Source organism: Sphingobium sp. TomTYG74 (assembly GCF_055393875.1).
Genome location: NZ_AP027341.1, coordinates 2375001 through 2394890, shown reverse-complemented (window position 1 = coordinate 2394890; position 19890 = coordinate 2375001). Strand labels below are relative to the sequence as shown.

The following is a 19890-nucleotide window of genomic DNA, read 5'->3' as shown; positions in this document are numbered from 1 at the left end:
CGGATCAGAAGATAAACCAGCCGATCAACAGGCCACATTGCACGACCGCGATCAGCATCAGCTGGGTGGAAAATGGTTCCTTGCGGGTCTTGTGACGGAATAGCTGACGAGCGATCAGTGCGCCCGGCGTTCCTCCGATCATGGCGAGGCCCAGGAGGTCAGCTTCCCTGACGCGACGGCCGCCAGACCTTGCCCGCGCCTTGTCATGGCCAAAGCACAATATGGTCCAAAGGTTGATGGCCACGAAGCCCAATGCCAGAATCGGATAGGTCATTTCGATGGCCTATACATTTTTCGTAAAGTTGGTCTGAAGAGACGGTTACGGCGTGAGCATCAGGCCATTTCGCGAAAATGGGCCGCTTGATCGGGGCAAAGGGAGGCCCCACTATATCGACACGCCCTTCCTGGATCGGTTAGGGGCCATAAAGATCATTCAGAAAGACCCGTTCGCATGACCGACATTCCCAACGTCCAGCCCGATACCCGATCAGAGACGCTGCTGGCCGCGCCCGACCGTGAGGTGGATGCGCGGGAAGTGTTCGGCATTGATGTTGATATGAAAATCCCGGCCTTTTCCGAGGCGGACGAGCGGGTGCCCGATCTCGACCCCGCCTATGTGTTCGACCCGGATACCACGCTCGCGATTCTGGCGGGCTTTGCCTATAACCGGCGCGTCATGGTGCAGGGCTATCATGGCACCGGCAAGTCGAGCCATATCGAGCAGGTCGCGGCGCGGTTGCGTTGGCCCTGCATCCGCATCAACCTGGACGCGCATATCAGCCGTATCGACCTGGTCGGACGTGACGCGATCGTGCTGCGGGACGGACAGCAGGTTACTGAGTTCCGGGAAGGCTTGCTGCCTTGGGCGTTGCAGCGCCCGGTAGCGCTGGTGTTTGACGAATATGACGCAGGGCGTCCCGATGTCATGTTCGTGATCCAGCGGGTGCTTGAAACCGACGGCAAGATGACGCTGCTCGACCAGAACCGCGTGATCCGGCCCAACCCGCATTTCCGCCTGTTCGCCACGGCCAATACCGTGGGCCTGGGCGACACGACTGGCCTCTATCATGGCACGCAGCAGATCAACCAGGGCCAGATGGACCGGTGGAATCTGGTGGTGACGCTCAATTACCTGCCCGCCGCGACCGAGGCGCAGATCGTGCTCGCCAAGTCGGGCGAGTATGACCATGAAGGCGGTCGTAAGGAAGTCGAGAATATGATCAAGGTGGCGGAATTGACCCGCCAGGGCTTCATCAATGGCGATATCTCCACCGTGATGAGCCCGCGCACCGTGATCAGCTGGGCGCAGAATGCGTTGATCTTCAAGAATATCGGCTTTGCCTTCCGCCTGTCCTTCCTCAACAAATGCGATGAGGCGGAACGGCCGCTGGTGGCGGAATATTATCAGCGCGTGTTCGGCAAGGACCTGCCCGAAAGCGTCGCCCACCGGGCGGCCTGACGCAATGATAGTCGTCGAACGCATCGCGCCGGATGGCAGCGCGCACCGGGTCAACATCCGGGGCCATGAGTTGATCGTCGATATGACGCCGCCCGACGGGCATGATGCCGGACCTGATCCGCATGACCTGTATGATTCGGCATTGGGTGCGTGCAAGGCGATGACGATGCTGTGGTATGCGCAGCGCAAGGGCATTCCGGTGGAGGGCATCCATGTTGGCGTCATCCGTGATGCGAGTGAGGAACGGGACGGCATTTACCGGCTGACGACGCGGATCGCGCTGAGCGGGTCGTTGTCGCAGGAGCAGCATGATACGCTGATCGGCGTCGCCGCGCGCTGCCCGGTTCACAAGCTGATGAGCGAAGTCGAAACGCGGATCGAGACGATCGCCGTGCCGCCAGTTGGCGAAGGCGAACGGCCGTGACGGACACCAGCGCCCTGGTCGCTGATCAGCGCCGCCTGCCATTGGAGCGCGCATTCAACCTGCGCGACTTTGGTGGCTATGCGACGGCGGATGGGCGCGTGGTTCGTCGGGGGGCGCTTTTTCGGTCGGGGACGATGGCGCTGCTGAGCGATGCGGACGCCGCGCATCTGCGGTCGCTCGGCATCCGGGCGATCTGCGATTTCCGGCGAGGCAATGAGCGCAGCGCGGAACCGACGATCTGGCATGGGGCGGAGGTCGATTATTTCTGCCGCGATTATAGCGAGAGCAGCGGCGTTCTGGGCGATATGCTGAAGCGGAAGGACGCGACCGCGCAGGACATGCGTGACGCGATGATCTCGCTCTATCGCGCGATTCCGGCGGACCACGCCGCATCCTATCGGGCGATGTTCGCGCAAATTGCCGCCGGACGCCTGCCGATCATCATCAATTGTTCAGCTGGCAAGGACCGCACCGGTGTTGGTGCGGCGCTGATCCTGGCGGCTTTGGGCGTGCCGCGTGAGACGATCGTCGAGGATTATCTGCTGACCAAAGAGCATGCCGATTGGCATTGGCTGCTGAACCAGCGCAACTCGTTGGTGGCGCGGGCATGGTCGACCCGCGCGGAGGCGTTGGAGCCCGTACTGACCGTAGATGTGGCCTATCTGGACAGCCTGTTCGCAGAGCTGGACGCGAACCATGGCGGTATCGAGGGGTATCTAGCCGGGTCGCTTGGTATTGACGAAGGCGCGCGCCGAATTTTGCGCGAAAGGCTGCTCGACTGATGGCGGAGCGGTCGCCTCTGGATGCCTTCAAGGACGTGCTGTCGGGCGCGGCCCGGTCAATCGCGCGCGATGCCGAGGTCGAGGTGGGCTTCACCGCCGACGCGCCGCATATGGCGGGCAAGGCGATCAAGGTGCCCACTCCGGGCCGGAACCTGCCGCCCGATCAGGTGGCGCTTGCTCGCGGTTTCGCTGACGCCAATGCGCTGCGGCTGCGCCACCATAATGCGCGTGTGCATACGGCTGCTGCGCCAGCCGACGCGACTGCGCGCGCGGTCTATGACGCGGTCGAGCAGGCGCGGGTGGAGGCGATTGGATCGCGGGCGATGGAAGGGGTGCGCGACAACCTCAACCATGCGCTGGACTTGCGGCTGAAGTCGGACCCGCTGCGCCGGGCGCGATCGGCCGATGAAGTGCCGCTTTCGACGGCGCTGGCGTTGAAGGTGCGCGAGCGGTTGACAGGCCAGCCGATCCCCAAGGATGCCATCACCGGCATGGCGATGGTCGATGCCTGGATCGAGGAAAAGGCGGGCGCCGATCTCGATGCTTTGGGCCTCGCCATCGACGATCAGCGCGCTTTCCAGAAGCTGGCACAGGCCATGTTGGAGCATCTGCAGCTCGTTGAAAGCGATGTGCCGCCTCAAACCGATGAGGAGGAGCCGCAGGACGAGGGCGAGGACGAAGAGGAGCAGCAGGAAGAGGGCGATTCCGGCGAGGAGGACGCTGGCGACAGCGATATGAACGCCGAAGCGCGCGCCGAGGATCAGGGCGACGACACCGAGGAAGGCGAGACCGAATATAGCGACGATTTCGACGCCGACAGCGATGAAGGCGCCGACGACATGGGCGATGAGGGCATGATGCCGGTCCGTCCCAACCGGCCGATGTCCGACTTGCCGCCGGGTTTCGACTATAAGCCCTATACGGTCGCGCATGACGAGGTGGTGACCGCCGAGGATTTGTGCGACGAGGATGAGCTGAACCGCCTGCGCGGTTTTCTCGACCAGCAGCTCGTCAGCTTGCAGGGCGCGGTGACGAAGCTCGCCAACCGGCTTCAGCGGCGGTTGATGGCGCAGCAGTCGCGGTCCTGGGATTTCGATCAGGAGGAAGGGCTGCTCGATGCCGCGCGGCTGGCGCGGATCGTCATCGATCCCACCCGGTCGCTTTCCTACAAGATCGAGCGGGATACCGAGTTTCGCGATACGGTCGTCACGCTGCTGATCGACAATAGTGGTTCGATGCGCGGGCGGCCGATCAGCATCGCCGCGATCAGCGCCGACATCATGGCGCGCACGCTGGAGCGGTGCGGGGTGAAGACGGAGATATTGGGCTTCACCACGCGCGCGTGGAAGGGTGGTCAGAGCCGGGAAGCCTGGCTGGCCGCCGGACGGCCACCGATGCCGGGGCGTCTCAACGACCTGCGGCACATCATCTACAAAAAGGCGGACGAGCCGTGGCGCCGGGCGCGGCGGAATCTGGGCCTGATGATGCGCGAGGGGCTGCTGAAGGAAAATATCGACGGCGAGGCGCTGCTTTGGGCGCATCAGCGGCTGATCGCGCGCAATGAGGAACGCCGTATCCTGATGGTGATTTCCGACGGTGCGCCGGTCGATGACTCCACCTTGTCGGTGAACAGCGGCACCTATCTGGAGCGCCATCTGCGGCAGGTGATCGAGTGGATCGAGAACCGATCGCCCGTGCAGCTGGTGGCGATCGGCATCGGTCATGACGTCACCCGCTATTACCGGCGGGCGGTCACCATCATGGATGCCGAACAGCTTGGCGGGACGATGGTGGAGCAGCTGGCCGGGCTGTTCGACGAAGATTAGGCCGAGATTGTCCCGGCTTGGGCATCTGAACCCGGCCTTCCCTTGAAAAGAAGATCGGCGATCTCGACCTTGGGACAGGGGTGCGCAGGCGTTTGTTGAGGAGTGTGCCATGAGTGTCGCCTTTCGCCGCGAGAGCGACGAGGAGCATCTGGAGCCGACGTTCGAGATTCCGATTCCGCCAGGCCCCAATTGGGTGACGACGCGCGGGTTGCGGCTGACGCGCGAGAAGGTCGAGGCGCTGGAGGCGATTGATGCGGCGGCCATGGCCGAAGAGGATGCGAAGAAGCACAAGCGCGAGCTGCGCTACTGGCGCACGCGGCTGGCGACGGCGCATCTTCAGCCAGCAGCGGCGGGGGACGCCGTGACCTTTGGTTCGCGCGTAACTTACCGGCTGAACGGCACGGAAAAGCGGATCGATATTGTCGGCGATGACGAGGCGGAACCGGCGGAGGGGCGGATCGCCTTCACCGCGCCGCTTGCGCGGGCGATGATGGATGCGGAAGTGGATGAGGCAATCGACTTCGCGGGCAAGCCGGGCGCGATCACCATCGTGGCCATTGAAACGATCGACGGAGAATAGCGCCGGTCATCCAGTGCCTTGCAATGGAAAAGCCCTCCAGTTCGATGCTGGAGGGCTTTTCCATGTGTCAGCCGTTGCGGCCAGCTTCGAAGAGGAACCAGGCGCGCTCTTCGGCCTGGTCGGTCCAATCATCGACAATGCCTTCGGTCGCGTTGTCGCCCGCTTCGGTGGCGGCGGACTTGGCGGCGCGCAGCGATTCGACGAGGCGAAGATTATCCTCGCGCAGTTCGTTCAGCATGTCGGCGGGGCTGACATATTCCGCGTCATTATCCTTGATCGACTGGTGGCGGCCAATGTCGCCGATCGAACGCAGGGTGGTATTGCCGGTCTTGCGCACGCGTTCGGCAATGGCATCGGTTACCGCCAGGATCTGCGCCGCCTGCTCATCGAACATCAGATGATAGTCGCGGAAATGCGGTCCCGACACATGCCAGTGGAAATTCTTGGTCTTGAAATATAGCGCATAGCTGTCCGCGAGCACGCCGTTGAGCGCTTGCGCCACGGACTTTGTGGCGTTGCTGCGCAGGTCGGTGGGCGTCTTGAGGTCGGGGGCTGTCATATCTTGCTCCTGGCTCGTGAAAATGATTTCGGGGGTATAATGATCGGATGGCGATAAGGTGCCATTCCCGCACAGCAATTACCCGACGAAATCATCGTTTAGACTGATCCACTCTGTCGATAAGTAGAGCGCCTTACACCAGCCCCATGGCGGTTACGCCAAGCATCAACGCGATGATCAGCATCAGTGCAGCGGCGGTCAGGCGGATAGCCTTGATCGGCCCCGGACGAAGGATGCGGTCACGGAGCAAGACGACCGGAACGAGCGCCGCCGTCACGCCGAGCGCGCCGCCAATTCCGGCCAGCAATGGTTCTGCCGTCCGCGTCGCGATGCCCAGGATCAGGAATTGGGAGCCATCGCCAAAGCCAAGGATGAACAGCCCCAGCGCCGTGGTGAGGAACGGCCCTGTCGGCCATTCCGCAAGAGGATCGGGGGCTTTCACCCGCCAAAGAAGGCCTATGCCCAAAAACAGCACGGCCAGAGCAAGAAACAGCAGCCGCGCATCAGATCCCAGCATCGGCGCCAGAAACGCGCCCGCGACGGCCCCGATCGCCGCATTGGCGGCGGCGGCCAGCATGATGCCCGCAATGATCGCGCCATCGCGGCTGAAACGCGTCGCCAGCGCCAGCACCAGCAATTGATTCTTGTCGCCAATCTCAGCCAGGAAGCATCCGAGCAGCGCGGTCAGCAATGCATCCATCAGCTATGGCGGCCGTCAGCGGGAAAGCGGATGTCCGGCGGTTGCTGCCGGTTTTGCTGCCATGAGGATCGGTATCACCTGCGCATCGGACATTTCCGCCGCGATGGCATCCCGCATGAGGTCGAGGTAGGACAGTATGACCGGCCCCGTCCCCTGCAACGACAGGGCGGATTGCAGCGTGTCCGCCAGCCCTTCGACGCTATCGAGATGATAGGCGCGGGCGACATGGCGAATCTGGTCAACTTCATCGCTCAATCGCAACAGGCTCACCTGTCCGCGCTGCCCGGCAAGGCCGTCGACGCGGCGCAGCATATCGGCAAGAATGGCCAGCATCGGATCATGTCGCATGGGAAGCATCCCCCTGTCCTGTCGCTCCGATGACATGATGCATCGGAACCTGTTAAGGCCGCGTAAAGTCTAGCACGCGGCCCGTTCAGCCGCCACGCGCGTCTTGACATTATCCCGAATCTCCCTCATGGGCGGCTGCTGAAACGGGGCGGCCCTTCACGGGGCCGCTTCTCTTTTTCACGATATTCACGACCAGGAACCAGGGCCATGGCCAAGCCAGCAACCGTCAAGATTCGCCTCGTCAGCTCGGCTGACACCGGTTTCTTCTATGTTACTAAGAAGAACCCGCGCACGAAGACCGAGAAGCTGAGCTTCCGTAAGTACGACCCGGTCGTGCGCAAGCATGTCGAGTTCAAGGAAGCCAAGATCAAGTGATCTGAAGGCGACTTCGGTCGCTTCGACCCATTTGATGGCTTCGATGGAAAAGGCCCGCCCCTGTCAGGGAGCGGGCCTTTCCTTGTGTCATTGAAACTGCGCTTCCGTTCGTTTCGCGCGTGTCGAGAAACGGTTTGGGAGGCTTCTCGACTTCGCTCGAAGCGAACGGAGGAGGGCGTAAAGCCCTCCCACCCATCAGTTGCCGACTGGCTGACCGTCGGTGCGCGTCACGACGATGGTCGATGAGCGTGGCGGCTGCCCCGCGACCGGCCAGTCACCCGTGGGATGCTGGATGTTGACGAAGAAGGTCTTGAGGTCCGGCGTGTAGGCGATGCCGGTGATCTCGCACCCAGCGGGGCCGACCAGGAAACGCTTCGACTGCTTGCTGGTCTGATCGACATAGAACATCGCGTTGTGACCGAAGGCCTGATCTATGGTCGTGCCGGTCACGCCCGAATTGCCGGGGACGCTGTGGTCCGTCTGCACCCACAGGCGGCCTTGCGGATCGATGCGGATGCCGTCAGGGCTGGAGAAGGTGTCGCCATTGATGTTGCCCGCCAGATTCGCCCCGCCGGACGCCAGGGCGGGATCACCCGCCAGCAGGAAGATTTCCCAGGTGAAGGTCGTCGCCAGCGGCGAATCGTCCTTTTCCTTGAATTTGATGATGTGACCGTGAAGGTTGCGCGTGCGCGGATTGGGCGCGTCGGTGACCTGGCGGCCGCTATTGTTGGTGAGCGTGCAATAGATGGCGCTGTTGTCCGGCGCTACGGTCAGCCATTCCGGACGATCCATCACGGTGCCGCCCGCGACGCGCGCGGCTGACTTGGTACTGATCAGCACATCCGCCTGGCTATTGAAATTGACGATGACGGGCGTGGGCGGCGTTGTACTCTGGCTGATGTTGCCGGGGTCGGAAGCGCCTGGGAGCAGCCCGTTCTGCCCCTGCACCAGCGCGCGCCATTCGCCGGTGCCATCGGCGTTGAAGCGGGCAACGTAGAGCGTGCCATAGTCCAGCAGGCCCGTATTGGCGGCGCGGTTGGATGCGCTGAAGGCGCGATCGGGCACGAACTTGTAGATGCAGCCCGGCGTACTGTCGTCACCCATGTAAAAGGCGACACGGTTGTTGCTGTCGGCCATATGCGCGACATTTTCGTGGTCGAACCGGCCCATGGCGGTGCGCTTCGTCGGATCGGCCAGTTCCTGATAGGGGTCGATTTCAACCACCCAGCCGTAATTTTGCGCAGGCTGCGTCGGGTCGAGATAATTGTCCGTAGTCTCTTCACAGGTCAGATAAGTGCCCCAGGGGGTGCGGCCGGACGAGCAATTGTTGAGCATGCCCTTGATCGTGCCGGACAGTTGGCCCGCAGCGGGTCCGCCCGCGCGATAGCTGCTGTTGCCCGTATAGCGCTTGTTGAAGCGCGAACCTGCCTTGACGCTCCATTTGCCATCGGTGCCCTTGGCGACTTCCACGACAGAGATGCCGACGGCCGAAAGCGCCAGCGCCTTCTGGTCGGCTGATGCCGTGGCCGCATCATAGCTGCCTGCGAACAGGATTTGGGCGTCGGGATATTCATGGTTGATCGCCAGCAGCCCGCCGCCGTTGGCGTCGGTGCCGGACAGCGCGAAATATTCCATGCCATCATGGTTGCCGCCCGCCCATTTTTCGGCGTCGGCTGACGTCGGGAAGCTGCCCGAATAGGCTGTGCCAGCTTCAACGGAGTCACCCGCTTTTAACAGGACATCGACGGTGTAGCCAGCCGGGACCGTGACCGTATCATTCTGGTTGGCGGCAACCGGGGCAAAGGCGATCGCATAGCTGGGCGCGGGCGCAGGAGTGGGCGTGGGGCTGGGCGTCGGGGTTGGCGAGGCGGAGTCATCATCGTCGCCGCAGGCCGCGAGCGTGCCGAGCATCGGCAGAATGGAAAGACCCAGCAAGCCGTTCTTCAGAACGGAACGGCGGCCGGGATTGGCGGCAACGATCGCTTCGAGGCAGTTGTCGCCAGCGTCGATCCTGGGTTCCGCATCGCGAAATGGCGCGCGCGCCTCGTCAGTGAGGTGAGACATGAATTTACCCCTGTTCCAGATCGGACTGTCGGCGGAATGCCGCGTCCCTGGGGCGGGGCTTGGCAGCGCTGCGTGAAATCAGCGCTTCATTTCAGGGACATGGGCATGAAAAGCCGATGACGGTCTTATGACGGCCACCGCCGGTCATTACAGCAGGGCATTCACCTGCTCGACAAAGCGCAGCACGGAAATGGGCTTCGACACATAGGCCTGCGCCCCCGCGCCGCGAATCCGGTCCTCGTCGCCCTTTCCAGCATAGGCTGTCACGGCCATGATGGGGACCGACGCCAGGCGCGGATCGCGCTTCAGCGACACGATCAAGTCAAGCCCGCTGACATGGGGCAGGTGAATGTCGGTGATCACCAAGTCCGGGCGGAACTCCAGCGCTTGCGAAACGACGTCGCGCCCATCCCGCAACGGCAGCACTTCATGGCCATGCGCGCGCAAAAGGTCGCAAAAAAGTTTGAGATTGAGTTCGTTGTCCTCGACAACGAGCACGCGCTTTGCCACCAGTCACCCGCGTTAAATGATGCGCATATTAAAAGCGCGCTGATACAACTGCCCCTTGCCGAGAATCAATCATGCGTTCCGACAGCCCCGATAGCAAGCAACTTGGCCCGGCCGATGGCGAAGACGCCCTGACGCTGGCCCTGATGGCGCTTGCCTGGACCTTGGGCGATGAGCAGCGGGCGGATCGGCTGCTGGCGCTTACCGGACTGGACGCGGACGCGTTGCGCGCTGGCGTGAATAATCCTTCGGTCCTGCGTGCGGTGCTGGATTTTCTGGCCGATCATGAGCCGGATTTGATCGCCTGTGCCGAGGCGCTTGATACCAAGGCAGAGGCGCTGATCGCGGCGCGGCGGGCGCTGGGCCGATGAGCCGTCCCCTGATCATCACGGATTGCGACGAGGTGCTGCTGCACATGGTCGTTCCCTTCCGCGAATGGCTGGACGAGCATCATGACGTGCATTTCGATATGCGCGAGCGCGGCTTTGCCGAGGCGCTGCGCCACAAGGATAGCGGCATCCCGCTGGAGCGCGAACTGGTCTGGCAGCTGCTGGTGGGCTTTTTCGATACGGAAATGCACCGGCAGATGCCAATCGTGGGGGCGGTCGAAGCGATGGGCAGGTTGTCGCGCATCGCCGATATCGTCGTGCTCACCAATATCGGCGAGCGGCATCATCAGCAGCGCGTCGAACAGTTGGCGGCGCATGGCCTCGATTTCCCGGTGCATTGGAACCATGGCCCCAAGGGCGCGCCGCTGGCCGCGATCGTCGCCGAGCGGCGGCCGTCGGCCGCGTTGTTCATCGACGATCTGGCCGAACATCATGAATCCGTAACCGAGCATGCGCCGGGCGTGTGGAGATTGCATATGGTGGGCGAACCTGAAATTTCGGCTGATGTCGATGCTGCCCCCTATGCCCACGCCCGGATAGACGACTGGGCAACGGCGGAGAGGTGGATCGCCGATCGGCTTGCCGACGGCCCCGCACCATTAAACATGGATAACCCAGATGGAGTCCCAGATGAGCGTTGAAGCCCGCCTTGCCGAACTTGGCATTACCCTGCCCGCAGCCGCCGCGCCGGTGGCCGCCTATGTGGCGGCAGTGGAAGCCAATGGCCTGCTGCATATTTCCGGCCAGATTTCGCTTTCCGACGGACAGCTGATGACGGGCCGCCTCGGCGAGGACCGCGACCTTGATTATGGCGTCAAGGCGGCGCGGGCCTGCGGCCTCAACCTTATCGCCCAGATCAAGGCGGCGCTGGGCAGCCTGGACCGGGTTGAGCGGATCGTGAAGCTCGGTGCTTTCATCAGCAGCGCCCCGAGCTTCACGGACCAGCCGAAGGTGGCCAATGGCGCGTCGGAACTGATGGTCGAGGTGTTCGGCGAGGCAGGCAAGCACGCCCGCAGCGCGGTGGGCGTGCCGGTGCTGCCGCTGGGCGCGGTGGTTGAGATCGACGCGGTCGTCCTTGTCCGGTCGGCGGCCTGATCTTTCCTTCCTGACCGCCCGCCCCTTCGCCCATCGCGGGCTGCATGGGGCGGGCATCAGTGAAAATGGCATGGCCGCTTTTCGCGCGGCCATCGCGCAGGGCTTTGGCATCGAATGCGATGTCCGGCTGAGCGGGGATGGCGTCGCGATGGTCTTTCACGACGACGCCCTGTCACGAATGACCGGTGTCGAGGGGATGCTGTCGGACCATCGGGCCGAACGCCTTGAGCAGATGAGGCTGGCGGACGGCGGCGGCATTCCCCGACTGGGGACGCTGTTGCAGGCAGGCGGGCAAACGGTCCCGCTGCTGATTGAATTGAAGGTCACGGGCCGCCATGTGGCGCCCCTCTGTGCAGCGGTGGCCCGCGATCTGGCAAAGCATCCGGATGCCCTGGCCGCCGTCATGTCCTTCAACCCCGTCGCAATACGCTGGTTTGCCCGGCACATGCCGCAGGCGGTGCGGGGCCTTGTGGTGACGGAGCAGGGTGACACGGATTGGCGCGGCGCCGCCCGGCGCGGTCTTGCAACTTGGGTGGCAAGACCCGACTTTATCGCTTGTGATGTTCGTGACCTTCCTTCCCGTTTCGCAGCGCGGGCGCATGCGCGCGGTCTGGCCGTGCTGACCTGGACGGTGCGCACGAAGGCCGATCATGCTGCCGCTGCGGCGCATGCGGACCAGATCATATTCGAGGTCCCGCGTGACTGAATGCCTGGTGCGGGTAGCTGGCGGGGTTGCGGAACTGCCACGCGATCAGTGGGACGCCTGCGCCGGGACCGCCAACCCCTTCATGAGCTGGGATTTTCTGGCCGCGTTGGAACGATCGGACAGCGTTGGTCCGGGAACCGGGTGGCAGCCCTTGCCGATGCTGATCGATGGCACCGACGGACAGATCGCAGCCGCAGCGCCGCTGTACGGCAAGACGCATAGCCAGGGCGAATATGTGTTCGACCATGGCTGGGCCGACGCGTGGGAGCGCGCAGGGGGCCAATATTATCCCAAGATTCAGCTCGCTGCGCCCTTTTCCCCTGTTCCGGGGCCGCGATTGCTGTTGCGCGAGCCGATGCTGGCCCCCGCCCTGATCGCGGGGATCGAAAGCCTTGTCGAGAGTAACGGCCTGTCGTCTGCGCATGCGACCTTTATCGAGGCGGAACAGGTCCCGCTATTCGAAGCGGCGGGCTGGCTGATCCGCGAGGACAGCCAGTTCCATTGGACCAACCGCGGTTATCGTGATTTCGACGATTTCCTGAGCGGCCTGTCGAGCGCCAAGCGCAAGAATATCCGCAAGGAACGGGCGCGCGCGGTCGAGGGGCTGGAGATCGTTCACCTGACCGGCGGCGACCTCAAGGAGGCGCACTGGGACGCCTTCTGGCATTTTTACCAGGATACCGGATCGCGCAAATGGGGGCGGCCCTATCTGACGCGGGCCTTTTTCTCGATGCTGGGGGAAAGCATGGCGGATCGGGTGCTGCTGATGCTGGCACAGCGTCACGGCAGGCCGATTGCGGGAGCGCTCAACCTGATTGGTGAGGAGGCTTTATATGGCCGCTATTGGGGTTGCGCCGAGGACGTGCCCAACCTGCATTTCGAGCTATGCTATTATCAGGCGATCGAGGTCGCCATTGCGCTTGAGCTGTCCCGCGTGGAGGCCGGAGCCCAAGGGGGGCATAAGCTGGCGCGGGGGTATGGACCGGAGCCTACTTATTCTGCCCACTTCTTGCCCAATGCTTCGTTCCGCCGGGCCGTCGCCGAATTCCTCGCTGCCGAACGGACTGGCGTGCAACAGGACCGAATCTGGCTTAGCGAACGGGCACCGTTCCGCAAGCTAGGCTGACGATCAGGCGGCGCGCAACTGGTTTGCGGCAATCCAGGCGCGTGCCTGACGCTGCGCTTCGGCGATTTCGCGGGCCGTCATTTCTTCGGCGATCTCGGCACGCATCACCTGCCCTTCCTCATTGCCACGCAGCGCGGCGAGGTTGAACCATTTATGCGCTTCGATCAGATCGACTGACTTGCCGCCGGTTCCGCAGCTATAGGCGACGCCCAGATCGAAACAGGCTTCCGCCGATTCCCAGCCCGCCACTGGCAGGCGGCTTTCCATCAGAAACTGAGCACTTTTCAGACTGTTTGCCACGACCGAATCCCCCTGTGGATTTCGAGATAATGGTTTTCGACAGGCCGCACGGTGCACCGGCAGGGGATAAAAAATGGTTAACGCCGATTTGAGGGCTTAGGCATCAGCGCCCGAAAGTCCTGGATGGTACAAGGTTAATGCGGCAGGCCGCGTGATCTTGGGCTGGCATAGCAACCGGATTGATCCCATAGCCGCGCCATGACCAACCCTTCTCCCCCGGTCGCAATCGGACAACCAAAGAAAGACATCGGCTTTCGCGAATTCGTGGTGCTGAGCGCTTGCCTGATGGCGATGAATGCGCTGTCGACCGACCCGATGTTGCCCGCGCTGCCCGCCATGGGGCACGATCTGGGAATCGCGAATGCCAATGACCGGCAGCTTATTATCAGCGTCTATTTCCTGGGATTGGGCGCTGGATCTCTGCTGTTCGGTATCCTGTCCGATCGGTTCGGGCGTAAACCCGTGATGGGCGGCGCATTGGCGATGTTCATCCTGTCCACCATAGGGTGCGCGGTGGCGCACAGCTTTCCCCTGATGTTGCTGGGCCGGGCGTCGGCGGGATTCTTTGCCGGAGCGAGCCGGGTGATCGCCGTGGGCATCATTCGCGACCGGTTCAAGGGAGACGCGATGGCGAGAGTCATGTCGCTGATCCTTGCCGTCTTCATGCTGATACCCGTGATGGCGCCAAGCTTCGGGCAGGCGATCCTCTGGTTCGCGCCATGGCGATGGATATTCTGGATTCTGGCTATTCAGGCGGCGCTTATCCTGATCTGGATGGTCATACGCATGCCCGAGACGCTGAAGCCGGAAAACAGGCTGCGGATGAACCCATCAACGATCTTTCGCACCATGGCGGTGGTCCTCACCAACCGCAGTTCGGCAGGCTATATGCTGGCGAGCGGCGTGGTGATGAGCGGGCTCATCGGCTTCATCCTGTCCGTGCAGCAGATTTTCTTCGACCTGTTTCATGCCCAGTCATTCTTCCCGATAGCTTTTGCGATCATGGCGGGCAGCATGGGGGTCGGCAGTCTGCTGAACAGCCGCCTTGTATCGCGCTTCGGCGCACGGCGGCTGAGCCAGGGTGCGGTTCTGTCCATGATCGCGACGAGCGCCATCCATCTTGTCGTGATCGCATTCGGCTGGGAAAGCATGTTCACCTTCATGTTCTTCCAGTCGGCAACGATGATGGCCGTGGCTTTTACCGCTTCCAATTTCGGAGCAATTTCCATGGAGCCCTTTGCCAAGGGGGCGGGCGCGGCTTCCTCGTTCCAGGCGTTCCTGACGACGGCGCTTTCCAGTGCATTGGGCAGCCTGGTCGGGCGGGCGTTCGACGGAACTACCACGCCCCTGACTGTCGGCATGTTGGTGTTCGGGATCGCGGCGCTTCTGATCGTCCTGTCCGCCGAACGAGGGAAACTCTTCACCCGGCCGCATCATGATGCGTTGCGGGAGCCGGAATTCGATCCCGTCCACTGAAAAGAAAGGCGGCGATCACGCCGCCGCCTTCCTCACCTGATTCAGGCGTCGCGCCCGCCCGGCGTATGCGCACCGGGCATCGGTGGCACCGGCATCGGCGGGACATCGGCATCCTGCTCGTGCGTCTCGACGAGGCCGCGCGCGACATGGCTCTTGCGATAGCCATAGAGGAAGTAGAGCAACAGCCCGATCCCGCCCCAGGCCGGAAGTACCATCTGCGCATCTACAGGCAGGTTGAAGAAGAGGAAGAGACAACCGACGATCGCCATTGGCGCGATGAACCAGATGGCGGGGGTCCGGAAGGGACGAGGGCGATTGGGATCGCGCACGCGCAACACGAGCACGGCAATCGCCACCATGAAGAAGGCAAAGAGCGTGCCGGAATTGGAAATGTCAGCCAGCTGACCCACCGGCAGCAGCGCCGCGGCGATGGCGACAAAGACGCCCGTCACCATGGTTACGATGTGCGGCGTCCTGAAACGCGGATGGATGCTGGCAAGCTTTTCCGGCAGCAGCCCGTCGCGCGCCATCACGAAGAAGATGCGGGTCTGGCCGAACATCATCATCAGGATGACCGAGGGCAGCGCCAGATTGGCCGCGAGGCCCAGCGCGTTTCCGACCACGGTCCAGTTGATGGACCGCAGAACATGGGCAAGCGCTTCATTCGAGCAGACCAGATCCCCGGCATGGGCTGCGGTTGCGCAGGCTTGAGCGAAACCGACCGATCCAGGTGCGACGATCGAACCGTCCAGACCAAGGACCGGCTGGGCGCCAATCGCGCCAATCGCCCCTGCGGCAACAAGCAGGTAGAAAACGGTGCAGATCGCCAAACTGCCGATCAGACCGATCGGTACGTTGCGCTGCGGATTCTTGGTCTCCTCCGCAGCCGTCGAAACGGCATCGAAACCGACATAGGCGAAGAAGATAGAGGCCGCCGCACCAACAACGCCCATACCGCTCGTGCCTTCCGGTCCGAACCACCCATTAGGCGCGAAGGGAGAGAAGTTGCCCTTATCCAGCGCTGGCAGCGTCAGCGCGATAAAGGCGGTCAGCGCCGCGACCTTGATCGCGACCAGCACCGCGTTGACCCGGGCGCTTTCCGTCGTGCCGATGACGAGCAAGGCCGTGACGGCGAGCGCGACAACGATCGCCGGGATATTGATGACGCCATGGGAAAAATCGGCATGGGGGATGAAGCCGTTGAAGCTCCAGGCCGGCCCCGCTGACAGGGCCTGTGGCAACTCCAGTCCCGTCAGGCTCCTCATCAAACCCATGAAATAGCCGGACCAGCCCACCGAAACGGCGCTGGCGGCCACGGCATATTCCAGGATCAACGCCCAGCCCACCATCCAGGCCAGCAATTCGCCCACCACCGCATAGGTATAGGTATAGGCTGAGCCCGACACCGGCACCATCGATGCCAGTTCCGAATAGCAAAGCGCGGCGAAGGCGCAGACTGCTCCGGCAATGACGAAGCTCCACATCATGCCCGGCCCCGCCTTTTGCGCGGCGGCGGCGGTCAGTACGAAAATGCCGGTCCCTATGATGGCACCGACACCCAGAAGCGTGAGCTGTATCGGCCCCAATGTCCGAACGAGCGACTTTTTTTCCGCGGTCGCCAATATGGCGTCCAATGGCTTGATGCGCCCGAAGATCATGCGTGGAGCCCTTTGCCTGTCATCTTGTCCCCGATCAGCCGCGAAGCCGACCCGTTATATCTGCCGCAGAGACTATCGCCTATTGCGGCCCGCGCAAGTATGTTGCGCGACTTCGGCACATTTGTCCAAGGGAGCTACTGATGATCGAACTGCTGCGCGCCGCCAGCCTGCACGATGTGCCGCATGGCTTTGCCGGGCGTCGCGGCGGTGTGTCGGGCGGGGTGCATGCTGGCTTGAATGTGGGCCTGGGTTCAATGGATGAGCGAGAGGCGATCCTGCGCAACCGTGATTTGGCGAGGGATGCGCTGCTGCCGGGCGCGACCCTGGTGACCGTGCGGCAGGTCCATTCGCCGGACGTGGTGACCATCACCGGCGTAATTGATGAGGCGGATCGCCCCGCCGCCGATGCCATGGTCACAGATCGTCCGGGGCTTGTCCTGGGCATATTGACCGCCGATTGCGTTCCGGTGCTGCTCGCGGACCCGCAAGCCGGGGTGGTGGGCGCGGCACATGCGGGTTGGAAAGGCGCCATATCGGGCGTCACGGACAACACGCTGGTGGCGATGGGAAAATTGGGTGCCCGGCGCGAGCGGATTAGCGCCGCGATCGGCCCCTGTATCGGCCGCGCTTCTTATGAAGTGACTGTGGATTTCGCCCGCAATTTCGAGGAAGAAGATGTCGAAAATGGTCGCTTCTTCTCCGCAGGGCGCGAAGGCCATTGCCAGTTCGACATCGCGGCCTATGTCGCGGCGCGTTTGGCTCAGGCAGGGATCGGCCGGGTCGAGATGCTGGATGAGGACACCTATAGCCAGCCCGATCGCTTTTTCAGCTATCGCCGTTCCTGCCATCTGGGCGAGCCGAGCTATGGACGGCAGATTTCCATGATTGCCGTCGGTTGATGCAGCAGCCTGCATTGGCTGGTCAGCCGGGCGGCAGCCCCGGATCGATTCCAGTCAGCTCGACCGAAAGATCCCAAAGCCGCCGGGCATCCTCGACACTGCTGGCGCGCTTGTCGATCAACGCATGTCCTGACTCGCCACGCATTTCCCATCGTCCTTGGGGGCCGAAATAGTCACCACCCTTGGCGGTCGGATCGGTAGCAGCCTGAAGAGTCGGCCACGCTGCCGCCGCCACCGGATTGAAAAGAGGCCGCACAATAGGCAGCAACGGTTTTGTCCATCGGGGAAGATGGCGCATGAGTTCGGTCAGGGCAACGCCGGGATGGCAGCCGATGGCGCTCACCGGAGATGCCGCAGCCCGGAGCCTCCGGTCGAGTTCAAGGGCGAACAGCAGGTTGGCCAGCTTGCTTTGGCTATAATAGACGTTGGGACTATAGCCTTTCTCTGCGTTCCAGTCGTCCCACAACATGCGTCCATTGCGGTGTGCCAAGCTGGACGTAACAACCACCCGCGAACCGGCGGTTTCGGCGAGCTTCGGCAATAAAAGCGCCGTCAGCGCGAAGGTCCCCAAATGGTTGACACCAAATTGAAGCTCGAACCCTTGGGCCGTGCGGGTAAGGGGAGGTATCATCACGCCCGCATTGTTGATCAGCAGGTCGAGCCTGGGTTCGCTGGCGACCCTTTCGGCTGCGGTTCGGACGCTTCCAAGATCTGCCTGATCGAGTAGAATGAGATCCAGTTTCGCGCCTGGAGTTGCGGCCGCAATCTCCGCCATTGCATCCGCGCCCCTGCTGGCATCTCGGCAGCCAAGCAGCACTCGCGCGCCCTTTCGGGCCAGCAGCTTCGCGGTTTCAAAGCCGATACCGGTGTTCGCCCCGGTAACCAGGATCGTGCGTCCATCCTGATCCGCCACCTGGTTGTCGGTGAACCCCATTCTACTCTCCCCGTTCGCGCCTTATTGGTCCTTAGTCACCAATCCTGAACCAGAAAACAAGGCTGATTGAGCTGTGCAAAAATGCGGCGGCTCGCGGAGAAATAGTTGAAGCGGGAAAAACGATCCGGCGTTGTACTACAGTGCAGAAGCCGGCGAGCCAAGGTCCTGGGGAACCGGCACTGCCATTGACACATTCTGGAGGAGTGGCATCGATACAGATAATGTCCGGTTTATCCTGCGCTGGACGTGGATCGGCTGACGCGCATCGCGCGGTTGAAGCAGATCCGCTAAATCGTGCTCCGCCCGGGGCTGCTCGAGAAGTTCGGTGACAAGGTCGATATGCTGGGTGCGACGTGCAATGACGGGTATTCGGGCAGAAGCGGCTGCCCCGATGGTCGGGTTTATCGAAGGTCTGACAATCTATCGCGAGGACGCTCGCGCTCCGGACGCGACGAGTTGGTATCGATGCTGGCGCTTTGCGGTGGTTTGGACAAGCAAAAGCCCCCTGCGGCGTGTGCCGAGGGGGCCTTGCAAATCATGTTGGTTGCGGGAGCAGGATTTGAACCTGCGACCTTCAGGTTATGAGCCTGACGAGCTACCGGGCTGCTCCATCCCGCGTCACCAAAGGCAAAAGGGCGGCTTTGTGGGCCGCCCTTTTGTGAGATTGTGATGGGTTTTATTTCCTAAAGCGCAAGCTGTAATGCCTGGCGACGCCCTACTCTTCCGGGGCTTGAGCCACAGTACCATCGGCGCAGACTGGTTTCACGGCCGAGTTCGGGATGGGATCGGGTGGGTCACAGACGCTATGGTCACCAAGCAATAGAGCTTGCGCTTTGGGTTATAATCGATGCCGTGCACGGTAAATGTATTTCAGTTGTTATCTGGCTTGAGGTTTATCACCACATCGCTGACGTTTTGCTGTTGCCAGCACTGTCATTGATGGTGGGACTCGCTTCTTTCGAAGCATTCAAGCGCGATCAGAGCAATTAGGACCGGTTAGCTCCATATGTTACCACACTTCTACATCCGGCCTATCAAGGTCGTGGTCTACGACCGCTCGAAGAAATCTTATCTTGAGGGAGGCTTCCCGCTTAGATGCTTTCAGCGGTTATCCCGTCCATACATAGCTACCCTGCTGCGCCCTTGGCAGGACGACAGGTACACCAGAGGTATGTTCAACCCGGTCCTCTCGTACTAGGGTCAACTCCTCTCAAATTTCGACGCCCACGGCAGATAGGGACCAAACTGTCTCGCGACGTTCTGAACCCAGCTCACGTACCACTTTAATTGGCGAACAGCCAAACCCTTGGGACCTGCTCCAGCCCCAGGATGTGATGAGCCGACATCGAGGTGCCAAACGATTCCGTCGATATGAGCTCTTGGGAATCATCAGCCTGTTATCCCCGGCGTACCTTTTATCCGTTGAGCGATGGCCCTTCCACGAGGGACCACCGGATCACTATGACCGACTTTCGTCTCTGCTCGACTTGTCAGTCTCGCAGTCAGGCGGGCTTATGCCATTGCACTCTAACAGACGGTTTCCAACCGTCCTGAGCCCACCATCGCGCGCCTCCGTTACTCTTTAGGAGGCGACCGCCCCAGTCAAACTACCCGCCACAGAGGGTCCCTGCACCGGATAACGGTGCGAGGTTAGACATCAGAAAACAACAGGGTGGTATTTCA

The 19890-nt window shown here is 62.1% G+C and carries 22 protein-coding genes, 1 tRNA gene and 2 rRNA genes (1 of these 25 cut by a window edge); 13 read left to right on the top strand and 12 right to left on the bottom strand.

Features of this window, described 5'->3' with window-relative positions; all coding sequences use genetic code 11:
- Window positions 1-4 precede the first annotated feature (4 nt).
- The gene (locus ACZ5TB_RS12090; protein ID WP_464791412.1) at window positions 5-274 is read right to left on the bottom strand and encodes a DUF1294 domain-containing protein; all 270 of its coding nucleotides are present in this window, start codon (window positions 272-274) and stop codon (window positions 5-7) included.
- A gap of 177 nt (window positions 275-451) precedes the next feature.
- On the opposite strand from ACZ5TB_RS12090, the gene cobS reads away from it, so the two are divergent.
- The 5 genes from cobS (at window position 452) to ACZ5TB_RS12065 (ending at window position 5071) form a co-directional block, all read left to right on the top strand.
- Window positions 452-1459: a cobaltochelatase subunit CobS gene (gene cobS, locus ACZ5TB_RS12085; protein WP_464778427.1), complete on the top strand. Its 1008-nt coding sequence runs from the start codon at window positions 452-454 to the stop codon at window positions 1457-1459.
- A 4-nt stretch (window positions 1460-1463) separates the two neighbouring features.
- The gene (locus ACZ5TB_RS12080) at window positions 1464-1883 is read left to right on the top strand and encodes an OsmC family protein (RefSeq protein ID WP_464791411.1); all 420 of its coding nucleotides are present in this window, start codon (window positions 1464-1466) and stop codon (window positions 1881-1883) included.
- Window positions 1880-2665, top strand: a complete 786-nt coding sequence (locus ACZ5TB_RS12075; RefSeq protein ID WP_464791410.1) for a tyrosine-protein phosphatase — start codon at window positions 1880-1882, stop codon at window positions 2663-2665. The genes ACZ5TB_RS12080 and ACZ5TB_RS12075 overlap by 4 nt, the downstream gene beginning before the upstream one ends.
- The gene (gene cobT, locus ACZ5TB_RS12070; protein WP_464791409.1) at window positions 2665-4491 is read left to right on the top strand and encodes a cobaltochelatase subunit CobT; all 1827 of its coding nucleotides are present in this window, start codon (window positions 2665-2667) and stop codon (window positions 4489-4491) included. The genes ACZ5TB_RS12075 and cobT overlap by 1 nt, the downstream gene beginning before the upstream one ends.
- Window positions 4492-4600: 109 nt before the next feature.
- Complete coding sequence (locus ACZ5TB_RS12065; protein WP_464791408.1) at window positions 4601-5071, top strand: GreA/GreB family elongation factor; 471 nt, start codon at window positions 4601-4603, stop codon at window positions 5069-5071.
- A 67-nt stretch (window positions 5072-5138) separates the two neighbouring features.
- Here ACZ5TB_RS12065 and ACZ5TB_RS12060 read toward each other — a convergent pair whose 3' ends face one another.
- From ACZ5TB_RS12060 to ACZ5TB_RS12050, 3 genes are all read right to left on the bottom strand, one after another.
- Window positions 5139-5630, bottom strand: a complete 492-nt coding sequence (locus ACZ5TB_RS12060; RefSeq protein ID WP_196224850.1) for a Dps family protein — start codon at window positions 5628-5630, stop codon at window positions 5139-5141.
- 133 nt (window positions 5631-5763) lie between these two features.
- A complete protein-coding gene (locus tag ACZ5TB_RS12055; RefSeq protein ID WP_464791407.1) occupies window positions 5764-6330 on the bottom strand; it encodes a TMEM165/GDT1 family protein in 567 nt (188 codons plus the stop codon).
- Window positions 6331-6345: 15 nt separating this feature from the next.
- A complete protein-coding gene (locus ACZ5TB_RS12050; protein ID WP_464791406.1) occupies window positions 6346-6678 on the bottom strand; it encodes a hypothetical protein in 333 nt (110 codons plus the stop codon).
- A 207-nt stretch (window positions 6679-6885) separates the two neighbouring features.
- On the opposite strand from ACZ5TB_RS12050, the gene rpmG reads away from it, so the two are divergent.
- Entirely contained in the window at window positions 6886-7053 is a 168-nt protein-coding gene (gene rpmG / locus ACZ5TB_RS12045) for a 50S ribosomal protein L33 (RefSeq protein ID WP_007687342.1), read from the top strand.
- A gap of 195 nt (window positions 7054-7248) precedes the next feature.
- Here the strand turns inward: rpmG and ACZ5TB_RS12040 are convergent, their stop codons facing one another.
- Complete coding sequence (locus ACZ5TB_RS12040) at window positions 7249-9117, bottom strand: PhoX family protein (RefSeq protein WP_464791405.1); 1869 nt, start codon at window positions 9115-9117, stop codon at window positions 7249-7251.
- Between the two features lie 147 nt (window positions 9118-9264).
- Window positions 9265-9627, bottom strand: a complete 363-nt coding sequence (locus ACZ5TB_RS12035) for a response regulator (RefSeq protein WP_196224854.1) — start codon at window positions 9625-9627, stop codon at window positions 9265-9267.
- Between the two features lie 71 nt (window positions 9628-9698).
- Between ACZ5TB_RS12035 and ACZ5TB_RS12030 the strand changes: the two genes are divergently transcribed.
- The 5 genes from ACZ5TB_RS12030 to ACZ5TB_RS12010 are packed head-to-tail and all read left to right on the top strand — an operon-like array spanning window position 9699 to window position 12940.
- Entirely contained in the window at window positions 9699-9995 is a 297-nt protein-coding gene (locus ACZ5TB_RS12030) for a DUF3572 family protein (protein WP_464791404.1), read from the top strand.
- Window positions 9992-10654, top strand: coding sequence for an HAD family hydrolase (locus tag ACZ5TB_RS12025; RefSeq protein WP_464791403.1), 663 nt, complete (start codon window positions 9992-9994; stop codon window positions 10652-10654). The genes ACZ5TB_RS12030 and ACZ5TB_RS12025 overlap by 4 nt, the downstream gene beginning before the upstream one ends.
- Window positions 10644-11108: a RidA family protein gene (locus ACZ5TB_RS12020; protein WP_464791402.1), complete on the top strand. Its 465-nt coding sequence runs from the start codon at window positions 10644-10646 to the stop codon at window positions 11106-11108. Before ACZ5TB_RS12025 ends, ACZ5TB_RS12020 begins: the two co-directional genes overlap by 11 nt.
- Window positions 11089-11814, top strand: a complete 726-nt coding sequence (locus ACZ5TB_RS12015) for a glycerophosphodiester phosphodiesterase family protein (RefSeq protein ID WP_464792548.1) — start codon at window positions 11089-11091, stop codon at window positions 11812-11814. Before ACZ5TB_RS12020 ends, ACZ5TB_RS12015 begins: the two co-directional genes overlap by 20 nt.
- The gene (locus ACZ5TB_RS12010) at window positions 11777-12940 is read left to right on the top strand and encodes a GNAT family N-acetyltransferase (RefSeq protein WP_464791401.1); all 1164 of its coding nucleotides are present in this window, start codon (window positions 11777-11779) and stop codon (window positions 12938-12940) included. The genes ACZ5TB_RS12015 and ACZ5TB_RS12010 overlap by 38 nt, the downstream gene beginning before the upstream one ends.
- Before the next feature lie 3 nt (window positions 12941-12943).
- Here ACZ5TB_RS12010 and ACZ5TB_RS12005 read toward each other — a convergent pair whose 3' ends face one another.
- A complete protein-coding gene (locus ACZ5TB_RS12005; RefSeq protein ID WP_460987013.1) occupies window positions 12944-13240 on the bottom strand; it encodes an SEL1-like repeat protein in 297 nt (98 codons plus the stop codon).
- A gap of 198 nt (window positions 13241-13438) precedes the next feature.
- Between ACZ5TB_RS12005 and ACZ5TB_RS12000 the strand changes: the two genes are divergently transcribed.
- Window positions 13439-14716 carry a multidrug effflux MFS transporter gene (locus ACZ5TB_RS12000; protein WP_464791400.1) on the top strand — a complete coding sequence of 426 codons (1278 nt, stop codon included), beginning with the start codon at window positions 13439-13441 and terminating at the stop codon, window positions 14714-14716.
- Between the two features lie 41 nt (window positions 14717-14757).
- Here the strand turns inward: ACZ5TB_RS12000 and ACZ5TB_RS11995 are convergent, their stop codons facing one another.
- Window positions 14758-16374, bottom strand: coding sequence for an amino acid permease (locus ACZ5TB_RS11995; RefSeq protein ID WP_464791399.1), 1617 nt, complete (start codon window positions 16372-16374; stop codon window positions 14758-14760).
- A gap of 140 nt (window positions 16375-16514) precedes the next feature.
- Between ACZ5TB_RS11995 and pgeF the strand changes: the two genes are divergently transcribed.
- Complete coding sequence (pgeF, locus tag ACZ5TB_RS11990; RefSeq protein ID WP_464791398.1) at window positions 16515-17273, top strand: peptidoglycan editing factor PgeF; 759 nt, start codon at window positions 16515-16517, stop codon at window positions 17271-17273.
- 22 nt (window positions 17274-17295) lie between these two features.
- Here pgeF and ACZ5TB_RS11985 read toward each other — a convergent pair whose 3' ends face one another.
- The 4 genes from ACZ5TB_RS11985 to ACZ5TB_RS11970 form a co-directional block, all read right to left on the bottom strand.
- Window positions 17296-18207: an oxidoreductase gene (locus ACZ5TB_RS11985; RefSeq protein WP_464791397.1), complete on the bottom strand. Its 912-nt coding sequence runs from the start codon at window positions 18205-18207 to the stop codon at window positions 17296-17298.
- 541 nt (window positions 18208-18748) lie between these two features.
- A tRNA-Met gene (locus ACZ5TB_RS11980) sits at window positions 18749-18825 on the bottom strand.
- Window positions 18826-18909: 84 nt separating this feature from the next.
- A 5S ribosomal RNA gene (rrf, locus tag ACZ5TB_RS11975) occupies window positions 18910-19024 on the bottom strand.
- 149 nt (window positions 19025-19173) lie between these two features.
- Window positions 19174-19890 (bottom strand): 23S ribosomal RNA (locus ACZ5TB_RS11970); it runs 2080 nt beyond the window's last position.

Bases quoted from the DNA above. Each gene is read 5' to 3' on its own strand.
- ACZ5TB_RS12090 (WP_464791412.1), bottom strand. From the start codon at position 274: ATGACCTATCCGATTCTGGCATTGGGCTTCGTGGCCATCAACCTTTGG.
- cobS (WP_464778427.1), top strand. From the start codon at position 452: ATGACCGACATTCCCAACGTCCAGCCCGATACCCGATCAGAGACGCTG.
- ACZ5TB_RS12080 (WP_464791411.1), top strand. From the start codon at position 1,464: ATGATAGTCGTCGAACGCATCGCGCCGGATGGCAGCGCGCACCGGGTC.
- cobT (WP_464791409.1), top strand. From the start codon at position 2,665: ATGGCGGAGCGGTCGCCTCTGGATGCCTTCAAGGACGTGCTGTCGGGC.
- ACZ5TB_RS12065 (WP_464791408.1), top strand. From the start codon at position 4,601: ATGAGTGTCGCCTTTCGCCGCGAGAGCGACGAGGAGCATCTGGAGCCG.
- ACZ5TB_RS12060 (WP_196224850.1), bottom strand. From the start codon at position 5,630: ATGACAGCCCCCGACCTCAAGACGCCCACCGACCTGCGCAGCAACGCC.
- ACZ5TB_RS12055 (WP_464791407.1), bottom strand. From the start codon at position 6,330: ATGGATGCATTGCTGACCGCGCTGCTCGGATGCTTCCTGGCTGAGATT.
- ACZ5TB_RS12050 (WP_464791406.1), bottom strand. From the start codon at position 6,678: ATGCGACATGATCCGATGCTGGCCATTCTTGCCGATATGCTGCGCCGC.
- rpmG (WP_007687342.1), top strand. From the start codon at position 6,886: ATGGCCAAGCCAGCAACCGTCAAGATTCGCCTCGTCAGCTCGGCTGAC.
- ACZ5TB_RS12040 (WP_464791405.1), bottom strand. From the start codon at position 9,117: ATGTCTCACCTCACTGACGAGGCGCGCGCGCCATTTCGCGATGCGGAA.
- ACZ5TB_RS12030 (WP_464791404.1), top strand. From the start codon at position 9,699: ATGCGTTCCGACAGCCCCGATAGCAAGCAACTTGGCCCGGCCGATGGC.
- ACZ5TB_RS12025 (WP_464791403.1), top strand. From the start codon at position 9,992: ATGAGCCGTCCCCTGATCATCACGGATTGCGACGAGGTGCTGCTGCAC.
- ACZ5TB_RS12020 (WP_464791402.1), top strand. From the start codon at position 10,644: ATGAGCGTTGAAGCCCGCCTTGCCGAACTTGGCATTACCCTGCCCGCA.
- ACZ5TB_RS12010 (WP_464791401.1), top strand. From the start codon at position 11,777: ATGCGGACCAGATCATATTCGAGGTCCCGCGTGACTGAATGCCTGGTG.
- ACZ5TB_RS12000 (WP_464791400.1), top strand. From the start codon at position 13,439: ATGACCAACCCTTCTCCCCCGGTCGCAATCGGACAACCAAAGAAAGAC.
- ACZ5TB_RS11995 (WP_464791399.1), bottom strand. From the start codon at position 16,374: ATGATCTTCGGGCGCATCAAGCCATTGGACGCCATATTGGCGACCGCG.
- pgeF (WP_464791398.1), top strand. From the start codon at position 16,515: ATGATCGAACTGCTGCGCGCCGCCAGCCTGCACGATGTGCCGCATGGC.
- ACZ5TB_RS11985 (WP_464791397.1), bottom strand. From the start codon at position 18,207: ATGGGGTTCACCGACAACCAGGTGGCGGATCAGGATGGACGCACGATC.